The organism is Pseudomonas pseudonitroreducens, from assembly GCF_021603645.1.
Lineage (GTDB): Bacteria > Pseudomonadota > Gammaproteobacteria > Pseudomonadales > Pseudomonadaceae > Pseudomonas > Pseudomonas pseudonitroreducens.
In genome coordinates this window covers 21,166-44,586 of the sequence record NZ_BQHJ01000004.1, presented here as the reverse complement: position 1 = coordinate 44,586, position 23,421 = coordinate 21,166, and the positions used below count along the sequence as shown (strand labels likewise).

Sequence of the window (23,421 nt, the reverse complement as noted above, 5' to 3'; positions counted from 1 at the left end):
GAGTCCGCTCCTGCGAGATACCTCTGCGCTCGGGCCGGCCCTCACCCTAACCCTCGGCTTTGGCATCCTGCGTCGCTCTACCTCCTGCATCCATGCAGTCGTCTCCCGGAGGGAGAGGGAACCAGTCGGTGCAGGGTGAAACCATGGCGTCAGTCGGCACGATCTGCCCCCTCTCCCCTTGGGAGAGGGCTGGGGTGAGGGGAATTCAGTGGCACAGAGTGACCGAAGAAGACAGTTGCTCCTACGAGATGATCGGCGCTCGGGGGTGCACCACGAGGATCAGATCGCCGTGGCCCCGCCATCCACCGGCAGCGCGATGCCGGTGGTGAAGCCAGCATTGTCGCTACACAGGTAGAGCACGGCGCCGGCGATTTCCTCGACGCGACCGACGCGGCCCACCGGGTGCATGGCGGCGGCGAACTCGGCCTTCTTCGGGTCGGCCTCGTAGGCGCGGCGGAACATGTCGGTGTCGATCACCGCCGGGCACACGGCGTTGATGCGGATTTTCTTCTTCGCGTACTCGATGGCGGCGGACTTGGTCAGGCCGATCACCGCGTGCTTGGAGGCGGCGTAGATGCTCATTTTCGGCGCGGCGCCCAGGCCAGCCACGGAGGCGGTGTTGACGATGGCGCCGCCGCCCTGCTCCAGCATCACCGGAATCTGGTGCTTCATGCACAGCCAGACGCCCTTCACGTTGACGCCCATGATGGCGTCGAACTCGCTTTCCGCGCCGTCGGCCAGCTTGCCCTTCTCGATCTCGATGCCGGCGTTGTTGAAGGCGTAGTCCAGGCGGCCATAGGCGGCCACGGTGCCCGCCACCAGCGCCTTGACCTCGGCGTCGCGGGTCACGTCGCAGCGGATGAAGGTGGCCTCGCCGCCCGCAGCGCGGATCAGCTCGACGGTGGCTTCGCCGCCCTTGGCGTCGACGTCGGAAACCACGACTTTCACGCCCTGCTGGGCGAAGGCCTGGGCGGTGGCGCGACCGATACCGTTACCGGCGCCAGTGACCAGGGCAACCTGGCCGGAAAGCAGCTGACTCATGAGCGAACCTCGAAGCGGGTTGAGAAATAACCGCTGCAGTCTAGCCAGCGCTCCAGCGGCGCGAAGCACTATCAGGCGGGGCGACGTCGCTGCATCCACGGCGATGATGATTCGCGCAAAGCCGGATCACTGGGACCGATGGACGGACATTCCTCCGGCGGACGGAACTTGCCCCGGCGCGGCAGGCGGACTATCACCTAGGCTTTCCCCCTGACTGAGTCCACTGCCATGTCTGCCCAGATCAACCGCCAGTTTCAACTCGCCCAGCGCCCGGTCGGCGCCGCCACCCGCGACACCTTCGCCTATGTGGAAACCCCAGTCGGCGAGCCCGGTCCCGGACAGATCCTGGTGAAGAACCAGTACCTGTCGCTGGACCCGGCCATGCGCGGCTGGATGAACGACGCCAAGTCCTATATCGCCCCGGTGGCCATCGGCGACGTGATGCGCGCCCTGGGCGTAGGCAAGGTGATCGCCTCGCAGCACCCGGACTTCAAGGTCGGCGACGAAGTGAACGGCGCCCTCGGGGTGCAGGATTACTTCCTCGGCGAGCCGAAGGGTTTCTACAAGGTCGACAGCCAGCGCGCGCCGCTGCCGCTGTATCTCTCGGCGCTGGGCATGACCGGCATGACCGCCTACTTCGGCTTCCTCGACGTCGGCCTGCCCCAGGCCGGTGACACCGTGGTCGTCTCCGGCGCCGCCGGCGCGGTGGGCAGCGTGGTCGGGCAGATCGCGAAAATCAAAGGCTGCCGTGTGGTCGGCATTGCCGGCGGCGCCGACAAGTGCCGCTACCTGATCGATGAACTGGGCTTTGACGGCGCCATCGACTACAAGGCCGAGGACGTCCATGCCGGCCTCAAGCGCGAGTGCCCCAAGGGCGTGAACGTGTTCTTCGACAACGTCGGCGGCGACATCCTCGACGCCGTGCTGGCCCGCCTGGCGCCCAAGGCGCGGGTGGTGATCTGCGGCGCGATCAGCCAGTACAACAACAAGGAAGCGGTGCGCGGCCCGGCCAACTATCTGTCGCTGCTGGTCAACCGCGCACGCATGGAAGGCATGGTGGTGATGGATTACGCCCACCGCTTCCAGGAAGGCTTCAAGGACATGGCGACCTGGATCGGCGAAGGCAAGCTGAAGTCGAAGGAAGACATCGTCGAAGGCCTGGAAACCTTCCCCGAAACCCTGGCCAAGCTGTTCAGCGGCGAGAACTTCGGCAAGCTGGTGCTGAAGGTCTGAGGCGCCGTAGGAGCGGACTTCGTCCGCGATGGTCTCCGGCGCGACGCGGGCCTATCGCGGACGGAGTCCGCACCTACCCGAAGCCGATCATCGGCAGGCAGCGGCAAGCTCGCTCCTGCAGTTTCCCTGCATTTCCGTTCGTGGTGGCGTTACGGGCCCGGCCGGTCGGCCGGATCGCGGATGTATCCGCTCCTACAAGAGCAAAAGCCCCTCCTCCTGGCCCTGGCTGCGCTCCCCGTTCTTGAGGGAGAGGGGACCGGTTGTGCCGGCTTAGATCATGCCTTCATCCTGCACCGAACTACCCTCTCCCTGAAGGAATCGAAACCGATTGTGCCGGCTGACGCCGTGGTTTCATCCTGCACCGTACTGCCCCCTCTCCCCCCGGGAGACGACTGCATGGATGCAGGAGGTAGAGCGACGCAGGATGCCAAAGCCGAGGACTGGGGTGAGGGGCAAGCCCGGCAGCGGAGCCGCCAACCGATGACCGTCCTTCTTTCAGACCTCTATCTCGATGATTTCCGACAAGCTCTGAGGCGCCTTTCCAGCTAGGATTTCCCTTGGCCGATTCCAAGGAAGATCCCCGATGTCCCTCGCCCGCTGGCTGCCCGGTCTGGACAGCCTGCTGCACTACCGCTACGACTGGCTGCCGCGCGATATCCAGGCCGGCCTGTCGGTGGCTGCCGTGCAGATTCCCACCGCCATCGCCTACTCGCAGATCATCGGCTTCCCGCCCCAGGTCGGGCTCTACGCCTGCATCCTGCCGATGCTGATCTATGCGATTGTCGGCAGCTCACGACAACTGATGGTCGGCCCGGATGCCGCCACCGCCGCGATGGTCGCGGCGGCCATCACGCCGCTGGCGGCAGGCAACCCGGAGCGGCTGCTGCAGTTGTCGATGATCGTCGCGGTGCTGGTGGGCATCCTGTCCATCGCCGCCGGCTTCGCCCGCGCCGGTTTCGTCGCCAGCTTCCTCTCGCGGCCAACCCTGGTGGGTTACCTCAACGGTATCGGCCTGAGCCTGATCGCCGGGCAGCTGGGCAAGATCCTTGGCTACCACAGCGAAACCAGCGGCTTTGTCCGTGGCCTGATCGCGCTGGCGCGCAACCTCGCCGATACGCACCTGCCGACGCTGGCACTGGGCGTCGGCACCCTGGTGCTGATGATCCTGCTGCCGCGACGCTACCCGAAGATTCCCGGAGCCCTGGTGGGCGTGTTGTTCGCCTCGGTCATCGCCGCCCTGTTCGGCCTCGACCAATACGGCATCAAGCTGCTCGGCGAGGTGCCGCAAGGCCTGCCGCACCTGAGCTGGCCCAAAACCAGCGTCGAGGAGGCCGGCAGCCTGTTCCGTGATGCCATGGGCATCACTATCGTCAGCTTCTGCAGCGCCATGCTCACCGCGCGCAGCTTCGCCGCCCGCCACGGCTACGCCATCGACGCCAACCACGAGTTCATGGCGCTGGGCATGGCCAACATCGGCGCGGGGATATCCCAGGGCTTCGTCATCAGCGGCGCCGACTCGCGTACCGCGGTGAACGACATGGTCGGCGGCAAGAGCCAGATGGTCGGCATAGTCGCCGCGCTGGTGATCGGCCTGGTTCTGCTGCTGTTCAGCAAGCCGCTAGGCTGGGTGCCGATGCCGGCGCTGGGCGCGGTGCTGCTGATGGCCGGCTGGGGCCTGATCGACTTCCGCGCGCTGCGCGGTTTCTGGGCGCTGAGCCGGTTCGAGTTCGGCCTGTGCGTACTGACCACGGTCGGCGTACTCAGTGTTGGCGTGCTGCCGGGCATCTTCGTCGCCATCATGCTGGCCCTGCTGCGCCTGCTCTATCTCACCTATCGCCCGCACGACGCGGTGATGGGCTGGGTGCACGGCATCGACGGCCAGGTGGAGATCGAGCAGTACCCCAACGCACGCACCTTGCCGGGGCTGGTGATCTACCGCTTCGACGCGCCGATCCTGTTCTTCAATGCCGACTACTTCAAGCAGCGCATCCTCGAGGTGGTAGCCCGGACGCCGCATGCCCGCGCCGTGCTGCTCAATGCCGAAGGCATCCTCAACCTGGATATCAGCGGCCTGACGACGCTGCGCGAGGTGCAGCAGACCCTCGACGCGCAGGGCGTGCACCTGTCATTGGCGCGGGTCACCGGCGAGACGCTGGGCCTGCTCAAGCGTTCGCAACTGCTCGGCGAGATAAAACCGCCGCTGGTGTTCAGCTCGGTGCGCGCGGGCGTCAACGCCTACCGGCGCTGGCACCAGCAGCGCAAGCGCGAGCAGGAAGCCGCCGAGCGCGCCGCGGTGGCATCACAGCCGGAACTGCCCGACCAGCCCTTGTAGTTCGCGGCTGAGCTGCGCCAGCTCGACGCTGGAAGACGCCGTGGACTGCATGGCCTGCGCCGATTCGTCGGCAATGCCGCGGATGCTGGTGACGCTGCGGCTGATCTCCTCGGCCACCGCGCTCTGCTGCTCGGAGGCGGCGGCGATCTGCTGGTTCATCTGGTGGATCACCGCCACCGCCGCGGCGATGGTGCCCAGCGCAGCCTCGGTCTGCACCGCATCACCCACGGTCATCTCCACTAGCGCGTGACTGCGCTGCATGCGCTGCACCGACGTATTCGCGCCACTCTGCAGGGCGGCGATCAGCGTCTCGATCTCGGCGGTGGACTGCTGGGTGCGCCGCGCCAGCGCCCGCACTTCGTCGGCGACCACGGCAAAGCCCCGGCCCTGCTCCCCCGCCCGCGCCGCCTCGATGGCCGCGTTGAGCGCCAGCAGGTTGGTCTGCTCGGCGACGTTCTTGATCACGTCCAGCACGCTGCCGATGCTCTGGCTCTCGCGACCCAGCTGCTCGATGCTCTGCGTGGCGGCACGCACGGCTTCGGCCAGTTGCTCGATGCGGCCGAGGGTCTGGCGTACCACGTCCTGCCCGCTGGCGACCTTGCCGTCGGCCTGTTCGGCAGAACTGGCGGCTTCCTCGGCGTTGCGCGCGACGTCGTGAACGGTGGCGGCCATCTGGTTCATCGCCGTGGCGACCTGGTCGGTCTCGGCCTTCTGCGAGTTCACCCCATGCTGGGTACGCTCGGTGACGCTGGACAGCGCCTGCGCCGAGGCGGTGATCTGCCCCACGCCCGCGCTGAGCCGGCTGACGATGCCGCGCAGGCTGTCGGCCATGCTGCCCACCGCCCCCATCAGTTGACCGACCTCGTCCTTGCGCCGCACGTCGATACTGACGCTCAGGTCCCCCTCGGCGATGCGGCTGGCCATGCCGATGACCTGGCGCAGCGGCCGCACGATCATCCAGGTGATCAGCAACGAAGCCAGCGCGCCCACCAGCAGCGCCAGCGCCGCCGAAGCGACGATCAGCAGCGTATTGGTGCGCAACTGGGTCTGCATGGCCGCGCGCTGAGCGGAGTAGGCGTCGTCGACCTGCTGCATGACCTGAGCCGCACGCTCGTTCATCTGTGCGTGGACCTGTTTTTCCTGCTCGAGGCTGGCGGTGTATTCGTCGAGTTTTTCGACGAAGGCGTTGATGTTGGTGATGACATCCTTGAGCACCGAAACATAGGTCGGGTCGGTGATAACCTCCTGCAGCTTGGCGGACAGCTCCAGCGCCTCGGCGGCGGACTTGATGCGACCCGCCTCGGCCTTCTCGGCGCTGCCCTCCTTCGCGTCGCTGCCGGCCTCCAGGCGCGAGCGCGCCTCGTTCAGGCCCTGCAGCACCAGGCGGTAGAGCTGGCTGACCTGGGCGGCCTGCTGCAGCAGTTCCTCGCCCTTCTGGCCCTGGGATTCCTTGAGTTCGTAGGCGCCGTCGTCGGCCAGGCTCGACTGCAGGATGTCCAGGCTGTTGGAAGCGCCGTTCACCGACCAGGTGGCGGCGTCCAGCGACAGGCGTCGGCTCTTGCTGGATTTCTCGAAACTGGCGAAAGCCGCCAGGTAGTCGGCGACCCCCTGCTCCACGCCGGCCATGGCCGTTGCCTGCTGCGGCTGCGCCTTGAGCCGCGCCACCGCTTCGCCGAGGTTGCCGGCGTGCTCGCGCAGACGCTTGGCGGAAGCATCGCTGGCGTCGATCACGAAGTCCTTCTCGCTCTGGCGCATCTCCAGCAACTCGCGGTTGATGGTCGACATGTCGCCGAGCAGGTCAAAGCGCTGGGCAATGCCCCGCAGCGAAGTAACGCCGATTACCGCCACCAGGGCGGTAAGCAATAGCACCAGGCCGAAGCCGATGGCCAGTTTCTTCGCCGTACCCATGTCGGCCAGACGACGCTGCACGAAGGCAACCATGGCATCTCCCCCCATCCGCAATGGCGTTTCAGGAAATCCTCGAAGGTCTCCTGATCGTTATCGCTGCTTTTGGGCGGAACATTAGGAGCGCCGCCCGCTGGCTGGATAGAGGGCGAGACGGTGATGGCACGGTGATGCTGCGGAGAGATACGTGAAGGTCGCATCCAGAACACTGAACAGGATTTTCCTGACACGGTTACGGAACTCGCCGACAGCGACCTAGCGCTCCGACCGTGCAGATTCCGGCACCTGACTTTCCACTCCTGGTTGCGGATGAACGCCTACTACCAACTGGTCCTGCAGCGCCCTCTGGCAGGATACGCCGACACACTGTGCCTGCCGGAGCTGTACCGCGAGCAACGGCGCCTCGATCCGTTGCTGCTGGCTCGCGGCAACCTGCCGATCCGTGAGTTCGTCTACCCGCAGGCCTACGACGAGGCCAGGGACGAATGGCTGGACTGCTGGTTCGATGCCCAGACTGGCTGGCAGATGGTGCATGACATCGTCAGCCTGGTTCACGGCAGCGCGCAGCAATACCCCCATCGCGACGCTTTGCTCTCGGAACTCTTCAGCCTTGGCGAGCGGCTGGACGTGGCGCGCATGGGCGGCATCGATTGGCAGCTAGGCCTGGAGCTGGAGTTCACCTGACAGCACTGCGCCAGGCGCCAGCACCTACCTGGGGCGAATCATGCTGAAGGTGTCACGGGTATAGCTGTACTGGGTACCGCCCAGACGACCCACCAGGTCCAGCTTCACCGGGTCGACATGACGCTCGTCGTGCATCACCGATTCATCGATATGCGCCAGCAGCACACGGGCGAAGATCAGCATGCTGGAGGGGTTTTCCGCCGGGTACGGCAGGATTTCCGCCAACTGGCACTCGAAGGCCACCGGCGCGCCAGCCACCCGCGGCGGCGCCACGCGCTCGCTGGGCACGGTAGCGATGCCGGCGTGCTCGATCTCACTGACACCGTGGGGCAGCCAGGCGGCCGTGGCGTTCATATCCCCGGCCTGGGCGGCGCTGACCAGGTGGATCACCAGTTCGCCGGTCTCGCGCACATTGCGCAGGGTGTCCTTGACGCTACCGTCGTCGCGCACGCTGGTGTTGACCAGCAGGGTCGGCGGCGAATCGCTGATGACCTGGAAGAAGCTGAACGGCGCGAGGTTGCTCTGGCCGTCCGCGGACAACGTGGAGACCCAGGCGATCGGGCGCGGCGTGACGGTGGAGGCCAGCCAGCGATAAGCCTCGGCCTTGGACAGTTGGGTGAAGTCGAGTTGCATGGGTAGATCCCGGACAGGACGGTGGGCGATGCGATGGGACGTTGCGGGCCGCCCCAGGCGGCCCGGCTGCGCGCGGCTCAACGGCCGGCGCGGGATTCCTTGATGTAGAAGCGCGCGCGGCTGGCCTTGTCCGAGCATCCGTCATAGGCCTCGACCTGCTGCTGGGTCTTGGCGGCGGTGAGCAGGCCCAGGGCCTTGGAGTAGCTCACGGTGCCGGCGAAACCTTCGGCCTTGGCCAGGTCCAGTTCGTGCCAGGAGGCGTTCAGCTCGTTGGCGCAGCTGTCGCGGTTGACGGTCTTGCCCGAGCAGCCAGCGACGGCCAGCAACAGGGCGATGATCAGGGGAATGCGCGGCATGACGAAACTCCTGCGGGTGTTCGGGATGGTTCCAGCTTAGAACGCGGCGCAGAGGCCTGCCGGACGGCGCCGCAGTATGCCATCGGACGGATGGCATTCAAGCGACTACTACACTGATTGCCCACGGGATATCCCGACAAGGAGACGGATCATGGTGCACCAGGGCAGCTGCCATTGCGGGCAGATCGCGTTCGAAGTGGAAGGGGATGTCGGTGAAGTCGTGTCATGCAACTGCTCGATCTGCCGACGCAAGGGTTCGCTGCTGTGGTTCGTGCCGCGCGGCAAGCTGAAGCTGACGACTCCCGAGAGTGCGATGAGCACCTACACGTTCAACACCCACCGCATCGAACATCGCTTCTGCCCCACCTGCGGCTGCGCTCCCCTGGCCTACGCCAGCGCACCGGACGGCACGCCGATGGCGGCGATCAATGTGCGCTGCCTGCCGGGCGTGGAGCTGGCGGGGCTGACGGTGAAGGAGTACGACGGCAAGAGCCGGTGAGAAATGCCTGCTCCGCCGCAGGCCTGACGACATCGCGGACGGAGTCCGCTCCTACGCACATGCGGGACCTTGTGTAGGAGCGGACTCCGTCCGCGATTGGCCCAGCGTCGTACCGATTCAAACGGGCTCGCGAGCAAGCTCGCTCCTACAGAGAGCCAGCACGTTGGGCGGATAACCCGGAACGGGTTATCCGCCGATGCCATGACGGCGGATAACGCTACCGCGTTATGCGCCCTACGAAGCTCCGCCACCCTTTCCGGCGAACGCTTGCGTAGGATGGTGTGGAGCGCAGCGATACCCATCGTTCTCATGCGCAGACAGCAGCATGGGTATCGCAAGCTCCACCCATCCTACGGTAATGCTCCATCGTGGCGCCGGTGCAAGTCCCCACCAGGGGAGCGCCGGGATCAGCGCTCCGCGCGGAAGCGCAGGTACTCCACTACTTCGTCCTGTGTTCCGCGGAACTCCACGCGTTCGCCCTTGCTCTCGCGCTGGAAGGCATACATCGGATCGTAGTATTCGCCCAGCAGGCCCTCGATCCAGCCGCGGTGCAGGTCTACCGCGCCGCTGCGCTTCTGCTCGTCCAGAGCCGCGTCCATGATTGCCGCGAGGCGCTGGTAGCGCTCGCCGCCCAGGCGTTTGACGATACCCGCCAGGCTCTTGCGCAGGTAAGCCGCGAAGGAGTCGAAACCGCCCTCCTCGCCCACCACCTGCACATGGTCGGCGCACAGGTTCACCACGTAGTCCTGGAGGATGCGCTCCACACGCTGCTCGAAACTGTCCTCCAGCCACACCAGCGGGTAGTGCTGCATGCCCTGGTACAGCTCCAGCGGCACCGAGCAGCTGCCGACGATGCGCCCCTCATCCTCCAGCACGAACTGCTCCATGCCGGCGTGGCGCTTCTTCAGGATGTCGATGGCCAGGTGGTTCTCGAAATCGATCTGCGCCGGCTGCGGCGTGGCGCGGCGGCCGAAGGCGGAGCCGCGATGGTTGGCGTGGCCTTCCAGGTCCAGGCTGTTGGCCAGTTGCGCGATGACCTCGGTCTTGCCGGTGCCGGTCAGACCGCCCACCAGCACGAACTGGCATTCCTCGGTGGCGGCGCGGGTGGTATCGAAGAGGAAGCCGCGCATCGCCTTGTAGCCACCCACCACACGCGGGTAGTCGATGCCGGCCTCGGTCTTCAGCCACTGCTGGGTGATCTGCGAGCGCAGGCCACCGCGGAAGCAGTACAGGTAACCCTCGGGGTTGGCCTTGGCGAAATTTGCCCAGGCTTCGATCCGTTCGGCCTTGATCTGGCCGCAGACCAGTTCGTGGCCCAGGGCAATGGCCGCCTGCTGGCCATGCTGCTTGTAGCTGGTGCCGACCTTTTGCCGCTCGATGTCGTTCATCAGCGGCAGGTTGATCACGTTGGGGAAGGCGCCCTTGCCGAATTCGACCGGGGCGCGCACGTCCATCATCTTCACGTCGCCGAGGAACAGCTCGCGGTAGTGGCGGGTGTTGTCGCGCATCACTCCACCTCGACCGCGTGGCTCTGTCGGCCAACCAGCTCGCCGATGGGCGCCAGGTCCATGCCCAGTTCCCTGGCGGTGGCGAGGAACTGCCCCTCGCCCGCGGGCTCGACCGCCACCAGCAGGCCGCCGCTGGTCTGCGGGTCGCACAACAGCAGCTTGTGCAGTTCCGGCAACGGCGCGATGCGCTCGCCGTAGCTGTCGAAATTGCGCAGGGTGCCGCCGGGCACGCAGCCGGCCTCCAGGTAGTACTCGACGCTGGCCAGGCGCGGCACGGCGTCGTAGCGCACGCGAGCGGTCAGGCCGCTACCGTCGGCCATTTCCACCAGGTGGCCGAGCAGGCCGAAGCCGGTGACATCAGTCATCGCCTTCACCCCGTCGAGCTTGCCTAAGCGCGCGCCGGGCTTGTTCAGGGTGCACATCCAGTCGCGCGCGACGCCGACGTCCTCGGTGCGCAATTTGGCCTTCTTCTCCGCGGTGGTGAGGATGCCGATGCCCAGCGGCTTGGTCAGGTACAGCTTGCAGCCGGCGGTGGCGGTGTCGTTGCGCTTCATGAAGCGCTTCTCCACCAGCCCGGTGACGGCCAGGCCGAAGATCGGCTCGGGCGCGTCGATGGAGTGCCCGCCAGCCAGCGGAATGCCAGCCTCGTCGCAGACCTTGCGGCCGCCGGCGATCACTTCGCGGGCGATTTCCGGCGCCAGCACGTTCACCGGCCAGCCGAGAATGGCGATCGCCATCAGCGGGTCGCCGCCCATGGCGTAGATGTCGCTGATCGCGTTGGTGGCGGCGATGCGGCCGAAATCGAAGGGATCGTCGACGATCGGCATGAAGAAGTCGGTGGTGGACACCACGCCGCGCTCGGCGTCGATAGCATAGACGGCGGCGTCATCGCGCGAGGCGTTGCCGACCCACAGCTTCGGGTCGAGGTTCTGCGCGCCGCTGCCGGCGAGGATCACCTCCAGCACCTTGGGGGATATCTTGCAGCCGCAACCGGCACCATGGCTGTACTGGGTCAGGCGGATCGGTTCGCTCATCGGGAGGCTCCGGCAGGGAAAACAAACGCCGATTCTAGCAAAGCCCGGCTTGGCTCGACCGCCGACCCCGGCGTATCGTCGGGCAGTTCGTAACGCGGAGTTGCCCTATGTCAAAACAGATCGCGCTGGTACTCGGTTCCGGCGGCGCGCGCGGTTACGCGCATATCGGAGTGATCGAGGAGATCGAACGGCGCGGCTACGAGGTGGTGTGCATCGCCGGCTGCTCCATGGGCGCGGTGATCGGCGGCATCTACGCCGCTGGCAAGCTCGGGGATTACCGTGACTGGGTGGAAAGCCTGGACTACCTCGACGTGCTGCGCCTGCTCGACGTCAGCTTCCGCCTGGGCGCCATTCGCGGCGAGCGGGTGTTCGGCAAGATTCACGAGCTGCTCGGCGAGATCAACATCGAGGACTTGCCGATTCCCTACACGGCAGTCGCCACCGACCTGACCAACCAGCAGGAAATCTGGTTCCAGGAAGGCTGCCTGCACCAGGCCATGCGCGCCTCGGCGGCGATTCCCAGCCTGTTCACCCCGGTCATGCAGGGCTCGCGCATGCTGGTGGACGGCGGCCTGCTCAACCCGCTGCCGATCGTCCCGGTGGTCTCGACCCACGCCGACCTGATCGTCGCGGTCAACCTCAACGCCACCAACCAGCGCCAGTACTCGCTGCCGGTGATCGAGCGCCCCGCCGCCCTGAAAGGCCGCTTCGACGCGGTGCTCTCCGGGCTGTCCAACAAGCTCAGTTTCTTCCGCAAGGGAGAGTCCGAGCCGCCACCCGAGCTGATCGCCGACGCCCTGCTGCACCCGGTCCCGGCCACCTCGGAGGAGCCCGCCGAGCCGGAGATGCAGCAACCCGCCGCCGCCCCCCAGGCCAAGGGCTCGCCACGCTCGGCCACCGGCAGCCACGTGATCGACAGCAGCAGCCCGGCTTCCTTGCTGGAACTGGTGAACCAGAGCTTCGAGGTGATGCAGACGTCGCTGGCGCAGTACAAGATCGCCGGTTACCCGCCGGACATCCTGATCAACGTGCCCAAGCGCGTGTGCCGCTTCTTCGAGTTCTACAAGGCTCCGGAACTCATCGCCCTTGGCCGGCAGATTGCCAGCGATACGCTGGATCGGTATGAGGCGGAGAATCCGTATTGACCGGTTGATCCGGTGCCGTGCGGGTTCGCGAGCAAGCTCGCTCCTACAGAAACCCGACTCGCGCCGCTTTGGCTCTGGCTCTGGTTTTTGAAGACTTCCAGAGAAACACCCGCGCACGCCGAACGCCCCATTCAGGAGGCCTCGTTGAAGCGGAGTTTCAGGGGTTGAGCGACATGGATGTCGCGAGAGCCACGATGGGCCAGGGATGGCCCGTCGTGGCGTGCCCCTGAAACTTCGATTCAACGAGGGTATTTTTCGCCTGAGCGAAAAACCGGATGTCCGGGGCAAGACTTTTTGGTTCCTTTTGTGGCGTCTGACAAAAGGGACTCGCCCGAGGGGGCGAAACAGAAAGTCCACGCGTGCGCCACAGCGGCGGGGGAATACACGGCGCGAGGCATACACATCGCGGACGGAGTCCGCTCCTACGCGGGAACGTACCTCGCGCGGTCAGGCCTCGCGCAGGCGGTAACCGACTCCCGCCTCGGTCACAATGAAGCGCGGACTCGTCGGATCATCGGCAAGCTTCTGCCGCAGATGACCGACGACCACTCGCAGATAGTGAGTGTCCTCGGTGTGCGTCGGCCCCCAGATATCCTTGAGCAACTGCTGCTGGGTCACCACCCGCCCGACATGCCGGGCGAGGGTCGAAAGCACTGCGTACTCCTTGCGGGTCAGCGAGACTTCCGCGCCGTCGAGCAGCACCCGGCGGTAGGAGAAATCCACGCTCAGCGGCCCGACCGCCACCACCGCCTCCTGCGTCTCGCCACTACCGCCCTGGCGCAGCAACACACGGATGCGCGCAAGAAACTCCTGGATGCCGAAAGGCTTGGTCACGTAGTCATTGGCGCCGCTGTCCAGCGCCAGCACCTTCTCGCTTTCGCTGGCGCGTACCGAGAGCACCAGCACCGGCACCTGCGACCATTCGCGCAGTTCACGCAGGACGTCCTGGCCGTCCTTGTCCGGCAGGCCGAGGTCGAGCACCACCAGGTCCGGGCGGCCCAGCGCGGCCTGGGCCAGGCCCTCTTCGCCGGTGCCGGCTTCGAGCACCTTGTAGCCGCCAGCGCTGAGGCTGATGCGGAGGAACTTGCGGATCTGCGGTTCGTCGTCGACGACCAGGATGGTGGCGGCGCTGGCGTTCATCGGCAGTCCGGACTGGCTGGGGGCGTCCAGCTTGAGCCTTTCAGACAGCAGCATCAAGCTGCTCCAGGTCCGGCTGCTGCTGCAGTGGCAGGTGCAGCACGAGGGTGGTGCCGCGCCCATCGATACCATCCTCGACGGTGATACGCCCGCCGTGGGCGCCGACCATGCCCTGGCAGATCGCCAGGCCCAGCCCGGTACCCTGCCCGCCACGGTCACCGCGCGCAGCGGTGTAGAACATGTCGAAGATCTTCTCCCGCTCGGCTGGCGGAATGCCCGGCCCCTCGTCGCTGACCAAGAAGCGCAGCTCCCCGTCGCCCTGCTCCACCACCACCCGCAGGCGGCCTTGCGGCGGCGAGAAGCGCGCGGCGTTTTCCAGCACGTTGACCAGCGCCTGCTCGATCAGCGCAGCATGTACGTAGAGCAGCGGCAGCTCCGGCGGCACGCGGGTTTCCACGCGATACGGCGCGACCACCGCGCGCAGGCGGTTGAGCGCGCTGCCGACGATGTCGCCGGGCGATACCCAGTCCCGCGAGAGTTTCAGGCCGCCGTGGCCCAGGCGGGTCATGTCGAGCAGGTTCTGGATGTAGCGGTCCAGCCGCTCGGCCTCGTCGCGGGTGCTTTCCAGCAGTTCGCGGCGGTCCGGCGGCGGGATCGCGTCACCGAGCGCCAGCAGGCTGTCGATGGCGCCGCGCATGGAGGTCAGCGGCGTGCGCAGGTCATGGCTGACCGAGGCCAGCAGCGCACTGCGCAGTTGTTCGGTTTCGCCATGCAGGCGCGCGGCTTCCAGGTCATCGGCCAGGCGCGCACGGGCCAGCGCCTGGCCCAGGGGCTGGCCGAGGGCGGCGAGCAGGCGGCGACGCGAGCCCGGCAGCGGCTGACCGTCACGCGGGCTGACGCCGAGCAACGCCAACGGGCCGTCCTCGCCGGATAGCGGCCACCACCACCAGCGCCCGCCCGGTAGCGTGCCGGTACCCAGGCCGGCCGGCTGGTCGTGTTGCCAGGCCCAGTCGGCGGCGGCGCGCTCCTGATCCTCCAGCGCTCGACTCAGGCCGCCTTCGATTTTCCACTCGCGGTTGACCTGCCCGAGCAGGCAGATATCCAGCCCCTCCCAGCCACCCAGTTGCTGCGCAGCGGCGGCCATCACCGCCTGGCGGTCGGTGGCGGCGGTGAGCTTGCGCGACAGGTCGAGCATCTGGCTGGTCTCCTCCTGCGTCTCGCGCAGCGCCTGCAACTGCCGGCGCTGACGGGCGGCGAGGTTACCGGTGAGGCCAGCCATGAGCAGGAAGAACAGCAGGGTCAGCACGTCCTCTTCGCGCTGGATGGAGAAGGAGAAATGCGGCGGGATGAACAGGAAGTCATAGGCCAGGAACGACAGCACGGCGCAGGCCAGCGCCGGGCCGAGGCTGCTGCGCACCGCCACCAGCAACACCGCGGCAAGGAACACCAGGGAGATGTTCGGCAGTTCCAGTATGCTGGCCACGCCCCAGGCCAGCGCACTGGCGCAGGCAGCGGCCAGGGCGGCAAGCAGGTAGTTGCCCCAGGGCCAGGGCGTTTGCGGGCGAACCCTGGGCGGCGTGAGGTCGGCCTCGCTGTCGAGCACGCTGATTTCCAGGCCGTCGCCCAAACGCAGCAGGCGCGCCGCGAGCCCGCCGCCGAACAACCGGCGATACCAGCGCTGCCGCGACCGGCCGACCAGCAATAGAGTGGCGCGACGCTCCTTGGCATGCTCGACCAGGGTGCGTGCGACTTCGCCGCCACGCAGTTCCACCACGTCGCCGCCGAGACGCTCGGCCAGTTGCTGGGCGCCCTGCAATTGCATGCGCGACTCTTCGCTGCGTGCTTCGCCGGTGTCGACGTGCACCAGCGACCAGGGCAGGTGCCGGCGCTCGGCCACGCGGCTGGCGTGGCGCACCAGGCGCTCGGCGTGGTGTTCGCCATCCACGCCGACCAGCAGGCGCCCGCGCACCGCCGGCGCTTCCCCGCCCTGCTGCCGGTAGCGGTGGGCAAGGTCGGCGTCGACCCGCGCGGCGGCGGTCTGCATGGCCAGTTCGCGCAGCGCGGTGAGGTTGGTCTGACTGAAGAAGGCGTCGATGGCGGCGCGCGCCTGCTCGGGTACGTAGACCTTGCCTTCGCGCAGGCGCTCCAGCAGTTCGCGCGGCGGCAGGTCCACCAGCAACAGTTCGTAGGCTTCCTGCAGCACCCAGTCAGGCACGGTTTCGCGCACCTGCACGCCGGTGATGTCACGCACGTGGTCGTTGAGGCTTTCCAGGTGCTGGACGTTGACCGTGGTGTAGACGTCGATGCCGGCCGAGAGCAGTTCCTGGATGTCCTGCCAGCGCTTGGCGTGGCGGCTGCCGGGGGCGTTGCTGTGGGCCAACTCGTCCACCAGCGCCAGCGCGGGCGGGTCGGCGAGCAGGCCGTCGAGGTCCATTTCCTCTAGGGTGATGCCACGGTAGTCGGAGCGCTTGAGCGCCTGCTGCGGCAGGCCGGCGAGCAGTGCCTCGGTCTCCGCGCGACCGTGGGTTTCGACGATGCCGACGCGCAGTTTCACGCCCTGGCGCAGTTGACTCTGGGCAGCCAGGAGCATCGCGTAGGTCTTGCCGACGCCCGGCGCGGCGCCAAGGAATACCTTGAGACGGCCACGGCCCATGGCAGGCAGGTCGGCCAGCAGGGCATCGGCGCGGTTGGGGTCGGTCATGTCGCTATCCTCGAAGTGCTTGGTGGCGCGCGTTCATGTGTTGCTGGAGAAGGGGCGAAACCTCTTTCCCACGGGGAAATACCGTCAGCCAGCACCGCCTCCCTGCATGGCATCGGCCGGCGCGTCTGCCAGAACAACGCATGCGCGTGCTGTGCAGGGTGCATAACGCGCCAGCGTTATCCACCACGATCAGAGCCGGCGGATAACCTGCTCCAGGTTATTCGCCCTGCGTTCCAACCCTGGCCGCACCCTGCCATGCAGGCGCTGGAGTCTAGCGAGGCAGGCTGGCCAGGGCCATGTTCAGCGCCAGCACGTTGACCACGGCGGGGCCGATCAGCGGGCGCTCGGTGTTGGCCTCCACCAGCTTCTCCAGGCTCGCCGCCGGGACGCCGCGTTCCAGGGCGATGCGCGGCACCTGATACAGCGCGGCGGCCGGCGGCAGTTGCGGGTCGAGGCCGCTGCCGGAAGTGGTGACCAGCGCCAGCGGCACCGGTTGGCTGCCGATCTGCTGGGCGGCGGCGTCCTTGGCGATGCGCTCGGCCAGCGCCGGGTTGCCGGGCGCAAGGTTGCTGGCGCTGCTGGAAACGGTGGCGAAGTCGCCGGCCGAAGGGCGCGAATGGAACCACTGGGCGCCGTCGAATTTCTGTGCGATCAGGGCCGAGCCGCGAACGTTGCCGTTTTCGTCGCGCACCAGGCTGCCGTTGGCCTGCTCGTGGAAGGCGACCTGGGCGATGCCGGTGACGGCCAGCGGGTAGGCGACGCCGGTAACAGCGCTGAGCAGGACCAGCGAGACAATGGCGGGGCGGAGTTGCTTGAGCATGTTGGTGTTCCTCTGTTGGGTTCGGAGCGAGAGGCTTCCCCTCACCCCAGCCCTCTCCCAGGGGAGAGGGGGTAATTCGGCGCCGGACCTTAACGGTAGGAGCGAGCTTGCTCGCGAACAGTCATCCGGCTGCTCCGGCGCTCGGGCGGTTCGCGAGCAAGTTCGCAGGATGGGTGGAGCGGAGCGATACCCATCGCGGTCCCGCGATCTGTTGGGTATCGCTTCGCTCCACGCCAACCTACAGAGAGCATCAGGCGAGGCCGATGGCGACGAGCAGCATGTCGATCAGCTTGATCCCCACGAACGGCGCGAGCAGCCCGCCGACGCCGTAGATCAGCAGGTTGCGCCGCAGCAGCTGCGAGGCGTCGCTGGCCTGCACGCGCACGCCGCGCAGGGCCAGGGGGATCAGGGCGACGATGATCAGCGCGTTGAACACGATGGCCGAGAGGATCGCGCTCTGCGGGCTGGCCAGTTTCATCACGTTGAGTACGCCCAGCTGCGGGTAGATGCCGGCGAACAGCGCGGGGAGGATGGCGAAGTACTTGGCCACGTCGTTGGCCACCGAGAAGGTAGTCAGCGCGCCACGGGTCACCAGCAGTTCCTTGCCCACCTGCACCACGTCCAGCAGCTTGGTCGGGTCACTGTCCAGGTCTACCAGGTTGGCGGCCTCGCGGGCGGCCTGGGTGCCGTCGTTCATGGCCATGCCGACATCGGCCTGGGCCAGCGCGGGGGCGTCGTTGGCGCCGTCGCCGCACATGGCGACCATGCGACCTTCACCCTGCTCCTGGCGGATGCGCGCCAGCTTCTTCTCCGGGGTGGCTTCGGCGATCACGTCGTCCACGCCCGCCTCGGCAGCGATGGCGGCAGCGGTCAGCGGGTTGTCGCCGGTCACCATCACGGTGCGGATGCCCATGCGCCGCAATTCGGCGAAGCGCTCGCGGATGCCTGGCTTGACCACGTCCTTCAGGTGGATGGCGCCCAGCAGCTTGCCGTCGGCCACCACCAGCAGCGGCGTGCCACCGCTCTGGGCGATCCGTTCGATTTCCTTGGCCAGGCTTTCCGGCATCTGCGCGCGCTCCAGGCCAACGAAGGCCAGCGCGGCGTCGACGGCGCCCTTGCGGTAGACGTGGCCGTCCATGTCGATGCCCGACAGGCGCGTCTCGGCGCTGAAGGCGATCGGCGTCACGCGACTGCGCTCCGGCTCCGGCTCCGGCAGGACGATCTGCGCACGGAGGAACTCAACGATGGACTTGCCCTCGGGCGTGTCATCGGCCAGCGAGGCAAGGAACGCACCCTCGGCCAGCTCCAGCGGCTGCACGCCGGGTGCGGTGTGCAGCGCGCTGCAGCGGCGGTTGCCGAAGGTGATGGTGCCGGTCTTGTCGAGCATCAGTACATGCACGTCCCCCGCCGCTTCCACGGCGCGGCCGGACTTGGCGATGACGTTCAGGCGCACCAGGCGGTCCATGCCGGCGATGCCGATGGCCGAGAGCAGGCCGCCGATGGTGGTAGGGATCAGCGTCACCAGCAGCGCCACCAGGAACACCAGCGGCAGGTTGCCGCCGGCGAACAGGGCGAAAGGCTTCAGGGTCACGACCACCAGCAGGAAGATCAGCGTCAGACCGATCAGCAGGATGTCCAGCGCGACTTCGTTGGGGGTCTTCTGCCGCTTGGCGCCTTCCACCAGGGCGATCATGCGGTCGAGGGTGGACTCGCCGGGATTGGCGGTGATCTTCACCAGCAGCCAGTCGGACACCAGCCGGGTGTTGCCGGTGACGGCCGAGCGGTCGCCGCCGGATTCGCGGATCACCGGCGCGGATTCACCGGTAATGGCGGCCTCGTTGACCGCCGCCACGCCCTCGATCACCTCGCCATCACCGGGGATCAGCTCGCCGGCTTCGACCCGCACCACGTCGCCCTTGCGCAGGCTGCTGGCGGCGACTTTCTCGAACTTTCCGGTCACCGCCATGCGCATGGCCTGCAGGCCCTGGGTACCGGCCTTGAGGCTGTCGGCGCGGGCCTTGCCGCGGCCTTCTGCGAGAGCTTCGGCGAAGTTGGCGAAGAGCACGGTGAACCACAGCCACACCGCGATCTGCACGGCGACGAAAGTGGGCACCGCCTCGCCACCGACCACGCAGAGCACGGTGGTCAGCACGGCGGTCAGGGCCACCACCAGCATGACCGGCGAGCGTTGCAGCTGGCGTGGGTCGAGCTTGATGAAGGCCTGCAGCAGCGCTGGCTTCCAGAGGGCGGACAGCGCGGTGGTCGGACGTTTCTCGACGGCCTTGTTCAGGGCCAGTTCCTGGGTTTTAGCGTTCATTGCAGGTTCCTCAGAAACCGAGCGTCAGGTGATCGGCCACCGGGCCCAGCACCAGCGTCGGCAGGAAGTTCAGGCCACCCACCAGCAGGATGGTCGCGGTCAGCAGGCTGACGAACAGCAGGCCGTGGGTCGGGAAGCTGTTGGGGCCGACCGGGGTGGCCTTCTTCGCCGCCAGGCTGCCGGCGATCGCCAGCACCGGGAGGATGTAGCCGAAGCGGCCGATCAGCATGGCCAGGGCGATCATCAGGTTGTGGAACGGCGTGTTGGCGCCGAAGCCGGCGAAGGCCGAGCCGTTGTTCGCGGTGCCCGAGGTGTAGGCGTAGAGCAGCTGGCTGAAGCCGTGGGCACCGGGGTTGCTCACCGCCGAGGCCGGGCCGGGCAGGCTGGCGGCGATGGCGCCGAGTACCAGCACGCCCACCGGCATCACCAGCAGGGTCGCCACCAGCAGGCGGACTTCGCGGGCTTCGAGCTTCTTGCCGAGGTATTCCGGGGTGCGGCCGACCATCAGCCCGGCGAGGAACACCGCCACCAGAACGAACAGCAGCATGCCGTAGAGCCCCGCGCCAACGCCGCCGAAGATCACTTCGCCGACCATCATGTTGAGCATCGCGACCATGCCCGACAGCGGGTTGAGGCTGTCATGCATGGCGTTTACCGAGCCGTTGGAGGCGGCGGTGGTGGTCACCGACCAGAGCACGCTGGCCGTGGTGCCGAAGCGGCTCTCCTTGCCTTCCAGCGGCGCGACCTGCTCCACCGGCAGCGCGCTGAGTGCCGGGTTGGGCTGGTACTCGGCCCACAGCGAGGCGCCCAGGCCGAGGGCGAACAGCAGCAGCATGCAACCGAGGATGGCGCGGCTCTGGCGCAGGTCCTTCACGTAGTGGCCGAAGGTGAACACCAGCGCAGCCGGGATCAGGATGATCGAGACGACCTCGAACAGGTTGCTCCAGATGGTCGGGTTCTCGAACGGGTGCGCCGAGTTCACGCCGAAGAAGCCGCCACCGTTGGTGCCCAGTTGCTTGATGGCGATCTGGCTGGCCGCCGGGCCCAGCGGAATGGACTGGTCGGCACCCTGCACGGTCAGTGCGTGGGCATAGTCGAGGAAGGTCTGCGGCACGCCCTGCCAGACCAGCAGCAGCGCCAGCAACAGGCACAGCGGGATCAGCCCGTAGAGGGTGGCGCGAGTCAGGTCGACCCAGAAGTTGCCGAGGTTGTTCGTCGACTTGCGCGAGATGCCGCGGGCCAGCGCCACCAGCACGGCCAGGCCGACGGCGGCGCTGACGAAGTTCTGCACGGTCAGGCCGAGCATCTGGCTCAGGTAGCTCAGCGAGGCTTCGCCACTGTAGGCCTGCCAGTTGGTATTGGTGACGAAGCTCACCGCCGTGTTGAACGCCAGCGTCCACTCCAGGCCCGGCAGATGCTGCGGATTGAGCGGCAGGCCACCCTGCAGCAGGAGGATGGCGAACAGCAGCACCAGCCCGGCCAGGTTGAAGGCCAGCAGCGCCAGGGTGTAGCTCTTCCAGTCCTGCTCGTCCTCGGGGTGGATGCCGCAGGCGCGGTAGGTGGCCCGCTCCACCGGCAGGAACAGCGGACTGAGGAAGGTCCGCTGGCCCTCCATCACCTTGTAGTAGAAGCGCCCGAGGAACGGCGCCGGCACCAGCACCAGCGCCAGGAAGGCAACGATCAGCAACACGTCATGACTGTTCATGGCATCCCCTAGGAGCGGTCGGCGCGCAGCAGCGCCACCAGCAGGTAGATGAACAGTCCCGTGGCCAGGACCAGGGATACACCGTCGAGCACGCTCATGATTGCTTTCTCCTCACGCGGGCGATTCCATCGCTTGATGCGGCTGTTGCCGCTTGACGGAAATTTTCCGCAAGGAGCGCGTAAAGGAGCGATTCCCAGGCTCGCCGGGCAGCGTAAAGAAGGCGTAAAAAACCGCCTGGAATCGCCGCCTGGCGGGCATGTATCGAAACCGATACAGAGCGGACACGCTGACGACACCCGTCGGCCGCAGCCTCGCCGACCATGGCCCGCGCACGTGATGACGGGTTAGCATGCATCCGTCGCATGCCCTGGCGGCCCCTGGCCACCCTGCCCCACGATTCCCGCGACAGGTTTCCTCATGTACCCGAGCACTTCCGACGACCCACGCCGCTGGACCACCCGCGCCCTGCTGGTGGATGACGACGAGCCGATCCGCGAGCTGCTCTGCGGTTATCTCGCGCGTTTCAACATCGAGGCCCACGGCGTCGCCGACGGCGTCGAGATGCGCCGTGCGCTGGAGAGCGACAGCTACGACGTGGTGGTCCTCGACCTGATGCTGCCCGGCGAAGACGGCCTGTCGTTGTGCCGCTACCTGCGCGCCGAGTCGGATATCCCGATCCTCATGCTCACCGCGCGCTGCGAGCCGGCGGACCGCATCATCGGCCTGGAACTGGGCGCCGACGACTACATGGCCAAGCCCTTCGAGCCGCGCGAACTGGTGGCGCGTATCCAGACCATCCTGCGCCGTGCGCGCGGCACCAGCGCCTCCAGCGAAGAAGGCGCACGCGGCGAACCGCGCGCCCAGGTGCGCTTCGACCAGTGGCGCCTGGACAGCGTGCTGCGCCAGCTGCATGCGCCGGATGGTCTGGTGGTGCCGCTGTCCAACGCCGAATTCCGCCTGCTCTGGGTATTCCTCGAACGCCCGCGGCGGGTGCTCAATCGCGAACTGCTGCTGGACGCCGCCCGCGGCCGCACCATCGAGGCCTTCGACCGCAGCATCGACCTGCTCGTCTCGCGCCTGCGGCAGAAGCTCGGCGACGATCCGCGCTCGCCCCGGCTGATCAAGACCGTGCGCGGCGAAGGCTATCTGTTCGATGTCCGCGACATCGCCTGAGTCCGCGCCCGAGCGCGCGAAGGAAAAACCGCTGGAGCGCGCCGACAGCCTGTTCGCCCGGCTGTTCGGCGTATTCCTGCTGGCCATCGTGGTCGCGCACCTGCTGGCATTCACCTGGTTCCATCACTACGGGCCGCGCCACGAGCCGCCACCCCCGTCGCCAGCGGAACAGGGATTGCAACGCGGCCCGCCGCCGGACGGTTTCCCGGCAGGCCCCGAGGGCTTCCGCCCGCCGCCACCACCGCCGCCGCGCCTGCCGTTCTGGAGTGTGCCGTTCGCCTTCCAGTTGCTCACGCTGATCCTCGCCGCCTACGTCGGTGCGCGCCTGCTGGCCCGTCCGGTGCAACACATGGGCGACGCCGCGCTGCGCCTCTCCGAAGACCTCGACAGTCCGCCCCTGCCGGAAACCGGCCCGCGGGAAGCACGCCAGGCCGCCCATGCCTTCAACCGCATGCGCGAACGCATCCGCGAGCAGGTCCAGCAGCGCAGCCGCATGCTCGTGGCGGTCTCCCATGACCTGCGCACACCGCTGTCGCGCCTGCGCCTTCGTGTCGAGGAAATCGACAACCCGCAACTGCGTACCCGCATCGGCCAGGATCTGGCCGAAATGATCGGCATGCTCGACTCCACCCTGCACTACCTGCAGCAGGAGCGCGCCACCGAGCCGCAACAGTGGTTCGACGTCAAGGCACTGGCCGACTCCCTGGCCGAAGACGCCTGCGAACGCGGTGCCGACGTCGGCGTGGAAGGCTATTGCGCGCCGCTCAAGGTGCAACCCATGGCGTTGCGCTCCTGCCTGAACAACCTGCTGGACAACGCCCTGCGCTATGCCGGCGATGTCAGCATCGAGCTGCGCGACGGCAGCCGCGACGTGGAAATCCGCGTGCGCGACCACGGTCCGGGCATTCCCGCGGAACTGCGCGAGCAGGTGTTCGAGCCATTCTTCCGCCTGGAAGGTTCGCGCAACCGCAACTCCGGCGGTGTCGGCCTCGGCCTGGCCATTGCCCGCGATGCCGCGCGGCGCCAGGGCGGCGACCTGGCCTTCGAGGAAACCCCGGGCGGCGGCGCCACCGCCGTGCTCCGGCTCCCGCGCAACTGAACCCTGCCGCGCGGCTGATGTAGAAGCCTGCATACAAAGCACACATACCCGCGACACAGACGCCACCGAGGCTGCGAAAACCGGAGAACCCTCCGGGCA

General features: G+C 67.2%; 19 protein-coding genes. 7 read left to right on the top strand and 12 right to left on the bottom strand.

From position 1 onward, the window contains the following. Positions 1-279: 279 nt before the first annotated feature. Positions 280-1,041 carry an SDR family oxidoreductase gene (locus L6D89_RS10775; RefSeq protein ID WP_236199680.1) on the bottom strand — a complete coding sequence of 254 codons (762 nt, stop codon included), beginning with the start codon at positions 1,039-1,041 and terminating at the stop codon, positions 280-282. A 228-nt stretch (positions 1,042-1,269) separates the two neighbouring features. On the opposite strand from L6D89_RS10775, the gene L6D89_RS10770 reads away from it, so the two are divergent. Continuing rightward, the gene (locus tag L6D89_RS10770; protein WP_236199679.1) at positions 1,270-2,274 is read left to right on the top strand and encodes an NADP-dependent oxidoreductase; all 1,005 of its coding nucleotides are present in this window, start codon (positions 1,270-1,272) and stop codon (positions 2,272-2,274) included. A 583-nt stretch (positions 2,275-2,857) separates the two neighbouring features. Further along, the gene (locus L6D89_RS10765) at positions 2,858-4,606 is read left to right on the top strand and encodes a SulP family inorganic anion transporter (RefSeq protein WP_236199678.1); all 1,749 of its coding nucleotides are present in this window, start codon (positions 2,858-2,860) and stop codon (positions 4,604-4,606) included. Here L6D89_RS10765 and L6D89_RS10760 read toward each other — a convergent pair. After that, on the bottom strand, positions 4,574-6,547 hold the full coding sequence (locus tag L6D89_RS10760) for a methyl-accepting chemotaxis protein (protein ID WP_236199677.1): 1,974 nt from the start codon (positions 6,545-6,547) through the stop codon (positions 4,574-4,576). The two genes, L6D89_RS10765 and L6D89_RS10760, sit on opposite strands and share 33 nt — an antisense overlap. Before the next feature lie 273 nt (positions 6,548-6,820). Between L6D89_RS10760 and L6D89_RS10755 the strand changes: the two genes are divergently transcribed. Further along, a complete protein-coding gene (locus tag L6D89_RS10755; protein ID WP_236199676.1) occupies positions 6,821-7,195 on the top strand; it encodes a hypothetical protein in 375 nt (124 codons plus the stop codon). 24 nt (positions 7,196-7,219) lie between these two features. Here L6D89_RS10755 and L6D89_RS10750 read toward each other — a convergent pair whose 3' ends face one another. Further along, entirely contained in the window at positions 7,220-7,828 is a 609-nt protein-coding gene (locus L6D89_RS10750; protein WP_236199675.1) for a flavin reductase family protein, read from the bottom strand. A 77-nt stretch (positions 7,829-7,905) separates the two neighbouring features. Then, positions 7,906-8,184: a hypothetical protein gene (locus L6D89_RS10745; RefSeq protein WP_236199674.1), complete on the bottom strand. Its 279-nt coding sequence runs from the start codon at positions 8,182-8,184 to the stop codon at positions 7,906-7,908. Between the two features lie 151 nt (positions 8,185-8,335). Between L6D89_RS10745 and L6D89_RS10740 the strand changes: the two genes are divergently transcribed. After that, positions 8,336-8,683 carry a GFA family protein gene (locus L6D89_RS10740; RefSeq protein WP_054908434.1) on the top strand — a complete coding sequence of 116 codons (348 nt, stop codon included), beginning with the start codon at positions 8,336-8,338 and terminating at the stop codon, positions 8,681-8,683. A 407-nt stretch (positions 8,684-9,090) separates the two neighbouring features. Here the strand turns inward: L6D89_RS10740 and mnmH are convergent, their stop codons facing one another. After that, a complete protein-coding gene (gene mnmH, locus L6D89_RS10735; protein ID WP_236199673.1) occupies positions 9,091-10,191 on the bottom strand; it encodes a tRNA 2-selenouridine(34) synthase MnmH in 1,101 nt (366 codons plus the stop codon). After that, entirely contained in the window at positions 10,191-11,225 is a 1,035-nt protein-coding gene (gene selD, locus L6D89_RS10730) for a selenide, water dikinase SelD (RefSeq protein ID WP_236199672.1), read from the bottom strand. Before selD ends, mnmH begins: the two co-directional genes overlap by 1 nt. Positions 11,226-11,332: 107 nt before the next feature. Here selD and L6D89_RS10725 point away from each other — a divergent pair, with 107 nt between their 5' ends. Beyond that, on the top strand, positions 11,333-12,370 hold the full coding sequence (locus L6D89_RS10725) for a patatin-like phospholipase family protein (RefSeq protein WP_236199671.1): 1,038 nt from the start codon (positions 11,333-11,335) through the stop codon (positions 12,368-12,370). Between the two features lie 447 nt (positions 12,371-12,817). On the opposite strand, the gene L6D89_RS10720 is transcribed toward L6D89_RS10725, so the two are convergent. The 6 genes from L6D89_RS10720 to kdpF form a co-directional block, all read right to left on the bottom strand. After that, positions 12,818-13,510: a response regulator gene (locus tag L6D89_RS10720; RefSeq protein ID WP_236199995.1), complete on the bottom strand. Its 693-nt coding sequence runs from the start codon at positions 13,508-13,510 to the stop codon at positions 12,818-12,820. Positions 13,511-13,550: 40 nt separating this feature from the next. Next, on the bottom strand, positions 13,551-16,208 hold the full coding sequence (locus tag L6D89_RS10715) for a sensor histidine kinase (protein ID WP_236199670.1): 2,658 nt from the start codon (positions 16,206-16,208) through the stop codon (positions 13,551-13,553). A gap of 271 nt (positions 16,209-16,479) precedes the next feature. Further along, the gene (gene kdpC, locus L6D89_RS10710) at positions 16,480-17,028 is read right to left on the bottom strand and encodes a potassium-transporting ATPase subunit KdpC (RefSeq protein ID WP_236199669.1); all 549 of its coding nucleotides are present in this window, start codon (positions 17,026-17,028) and stop codon (positions 16,480-16,482) included. Positions 17,029-17,278: 250 nt separating this feature from the next. Then, positions 17,279-19,345 carry a potassium-transporting ATPase subunit KdpB gene (gene kdpB, locus L6D89_RS10705; RefSeq protein WP_236199668.1) on the bottom strand — a complete coding sequence of 689 codons (2,067 nt, stop codon included), beginning with the start codon at positions 19,343-19,345 and terminating at the stop codon, positions 17,279-17,281. Positions 19,346-19,355: 10 nt separating this feature from the next. Beyond that, positions 19,356-21,050 (bottom strand): potassium-transporting ATPase subunit KdpA, encoded by a 1,695-nt coding sequence (gene kdpA, locus L6D89_RS10700; RefSeq protein ID WP_236199667.1) that lies wholly within the window; start codon positions 21,048-21,050, stop codon positions 19,356-19,358. A gap of 8 nt (positions 21,051-21,058) precedes the next feature. Then, positions 21,059-21,148 carry a K(+)-transporting ATPase subunit F gene (gene kdpF / locus L6D89_RS10695; protein WP_009618573.1) on the bottom strand — a complete coding sequence of 30 codons (90 nt, stop codon included), beginning with the start codon at positions 21,146-21,148 and terminating at the stop codon, positions 21,059-21,061. Between the two features lie 319 nt (positions 21,149-21,467). Between kdpF and L6D89_RS10690 the strand changes: the two genes are divergently transcribed. Next, positions 21,468-22,223, top strand: coding sequence for a response regulator (locus L6D89_RS10690; RefSeq protein WP_236199666.1), 756 nt, complete (start codon positions 21,468-21,470; stop codon positions 22,221-22,223). Continuing rightward, positions 22,204-23,322 (top strand): sensor histidine kinase, encoded by a 1,119-nt coding sequence (locus L6D89_RS10685; RefSeq protein WP_236174567.1) that lies wholly within the window; start codon positions 22,204-22,206, stop codon positions 23,320-23,322. Before L6D89_RS10690 ends, L6D89_RS10685 begins: the two co-directional genes overlap by 20 nt. Positions 23,323-23,421 lie beyond the last annotated feature (99 nt).

Excerpts from the sequence above, each read along its gene's own strand:
- L6D89_RS10775 (WP_236199680.1), bottom strand. The coding sequence starts at position 1,041 with ATGAGTCAGCTGCTTTCCGGCCAGGTTGCCCTGGTCACTGGCGCCGGT.
- L6D89_RS10770 (WP_236199679.1), top strand. The coding sequence starts at position 1,270 with ATGTCTGCCCAGATCAACCGCCAGTTTCAACTCGCCCAGCGCCCGGTC.
- L6D89_RS10765 (WP_236199678.1), top strand. The coding sequence starts at position 2,858 with ATGTCCCTCGCCCGCTGGCTGCCCGGTCTGGACAGCCTGCTGCACTAC.
- L6D89_RS10760 (WP_236199677.1), bottom strand. The coding sequence starts at position 6,547 with ATGGTTGCCTTCGTGCAGCGTCGTCTGGCCGACATGGGTACGGCGAAG.
- L6D89_RS10755 (WP_236199676.1), top strand. The coding sequence starts at position 6,821 with ATGAACGCCTACTACCAACTGGTCCTGCAGCGCCCTCTGGCAGGATAC.
- L6D89_RS10750 (WP_236199675.1), bottom strand. The coding sequence starts at position 7,828 with ATGCAACTCGACTTCACCCAACTGTCCAAGGCCGAGGCTTATCGCTGG.
- L6D89_RS10745 (WP_236199674.1), bottom strand. The coding sequence starts at position 8,184 with ATGCCGCGCATTCCCCTGATCATCGCCCTGTTGCTGGCCGTCGCTGGC.
- L6D89_RS10740 (WP_054908434.1), top strand. The coding sequence starts at position 8,336 with ATGGTGCACCAGGGCAGCTGCCATTGCGGGCAGATCGCGTTCGAAGTG.
- mnmH (WP_236199673.1), bottom strand. The coding sequence starts at position 10,191 with ATGCGCGACAACACCCGCCACTACCGCGAGCTGTTCCTCGGCGACGTG.
- selD (WP_236199672.1), bottom strand. The coding sequence starts at position 11,225 with ATGAGCGAACCGATCCGCCTGACCCAGTACAGCCATGGTGCCGGTTGC.
- L6D89_RS10725 (WP_236199671.1), top strand. The coding sequence starts at position 11,333 with ATGTCAAAACAGATCGCGCTGGTACTCGGTTCCGGCGGCGCGCGCGGT.
- L6D89_RS10720 (WP_236199995.1), bottom strand. The coding sequence starts at position 13,510 with ATGAACGCCAGCGCCGCCACCATCCTGGTCGTCGACGACGAACCGCAG.
- L6D89_RS10715 (WP_236199670.1), bottom strand. The coding sequence starts at position 16,208 with ATGACCGACCCCAACCGCGCCGATGCCCTGCTGGCCGACCTGCCTGCC.
- kdpC (WP_236199669.1), bottom strand. The coding sequence starts at position 17,028 with ATGCTCAAGCAACTCCGCCCCGCCATTGTCTCGCTGGTCCTGCTCAGC.
- kdpB (WP_236199668.1), bottom strand. The coding sequence starts at position 19,345 with ATGAACGCTAAAACCCAGGAACTGGCCCTGAACAAGGCCGTCGAGAAA.
- kdpA (WP_236199667.1), bottom strand. The coding sequence starts at position 21,050 with ATGAACAGTCATGACGTGTTGCTGATCGTTGCCTTCCTGGCGCTGGTG.
- kdpF (WP_009618573.1), bottom strand. The coding sequence starts at position 21,148 with ATGAGCGTGCTCGACGGTGTATCCCTGGTCCTGGCCACGGGACTGTTC.
- L6D89_RS10690 (WP_236199666.1), top strand. The coding sequence starts at position 21,468 with ATGTACCCGAGCACTTCCGACGACCCACGCCGCTGGACCACCCGCGCC.
- L6D89_RS10685 (WP_236174567.1), top strand. The coding sequence starts at position 22,204 with ATGTCCGCGACATCGCCTGAGTCCGCGCCCGAGCGCGCGAAGGAAAAA.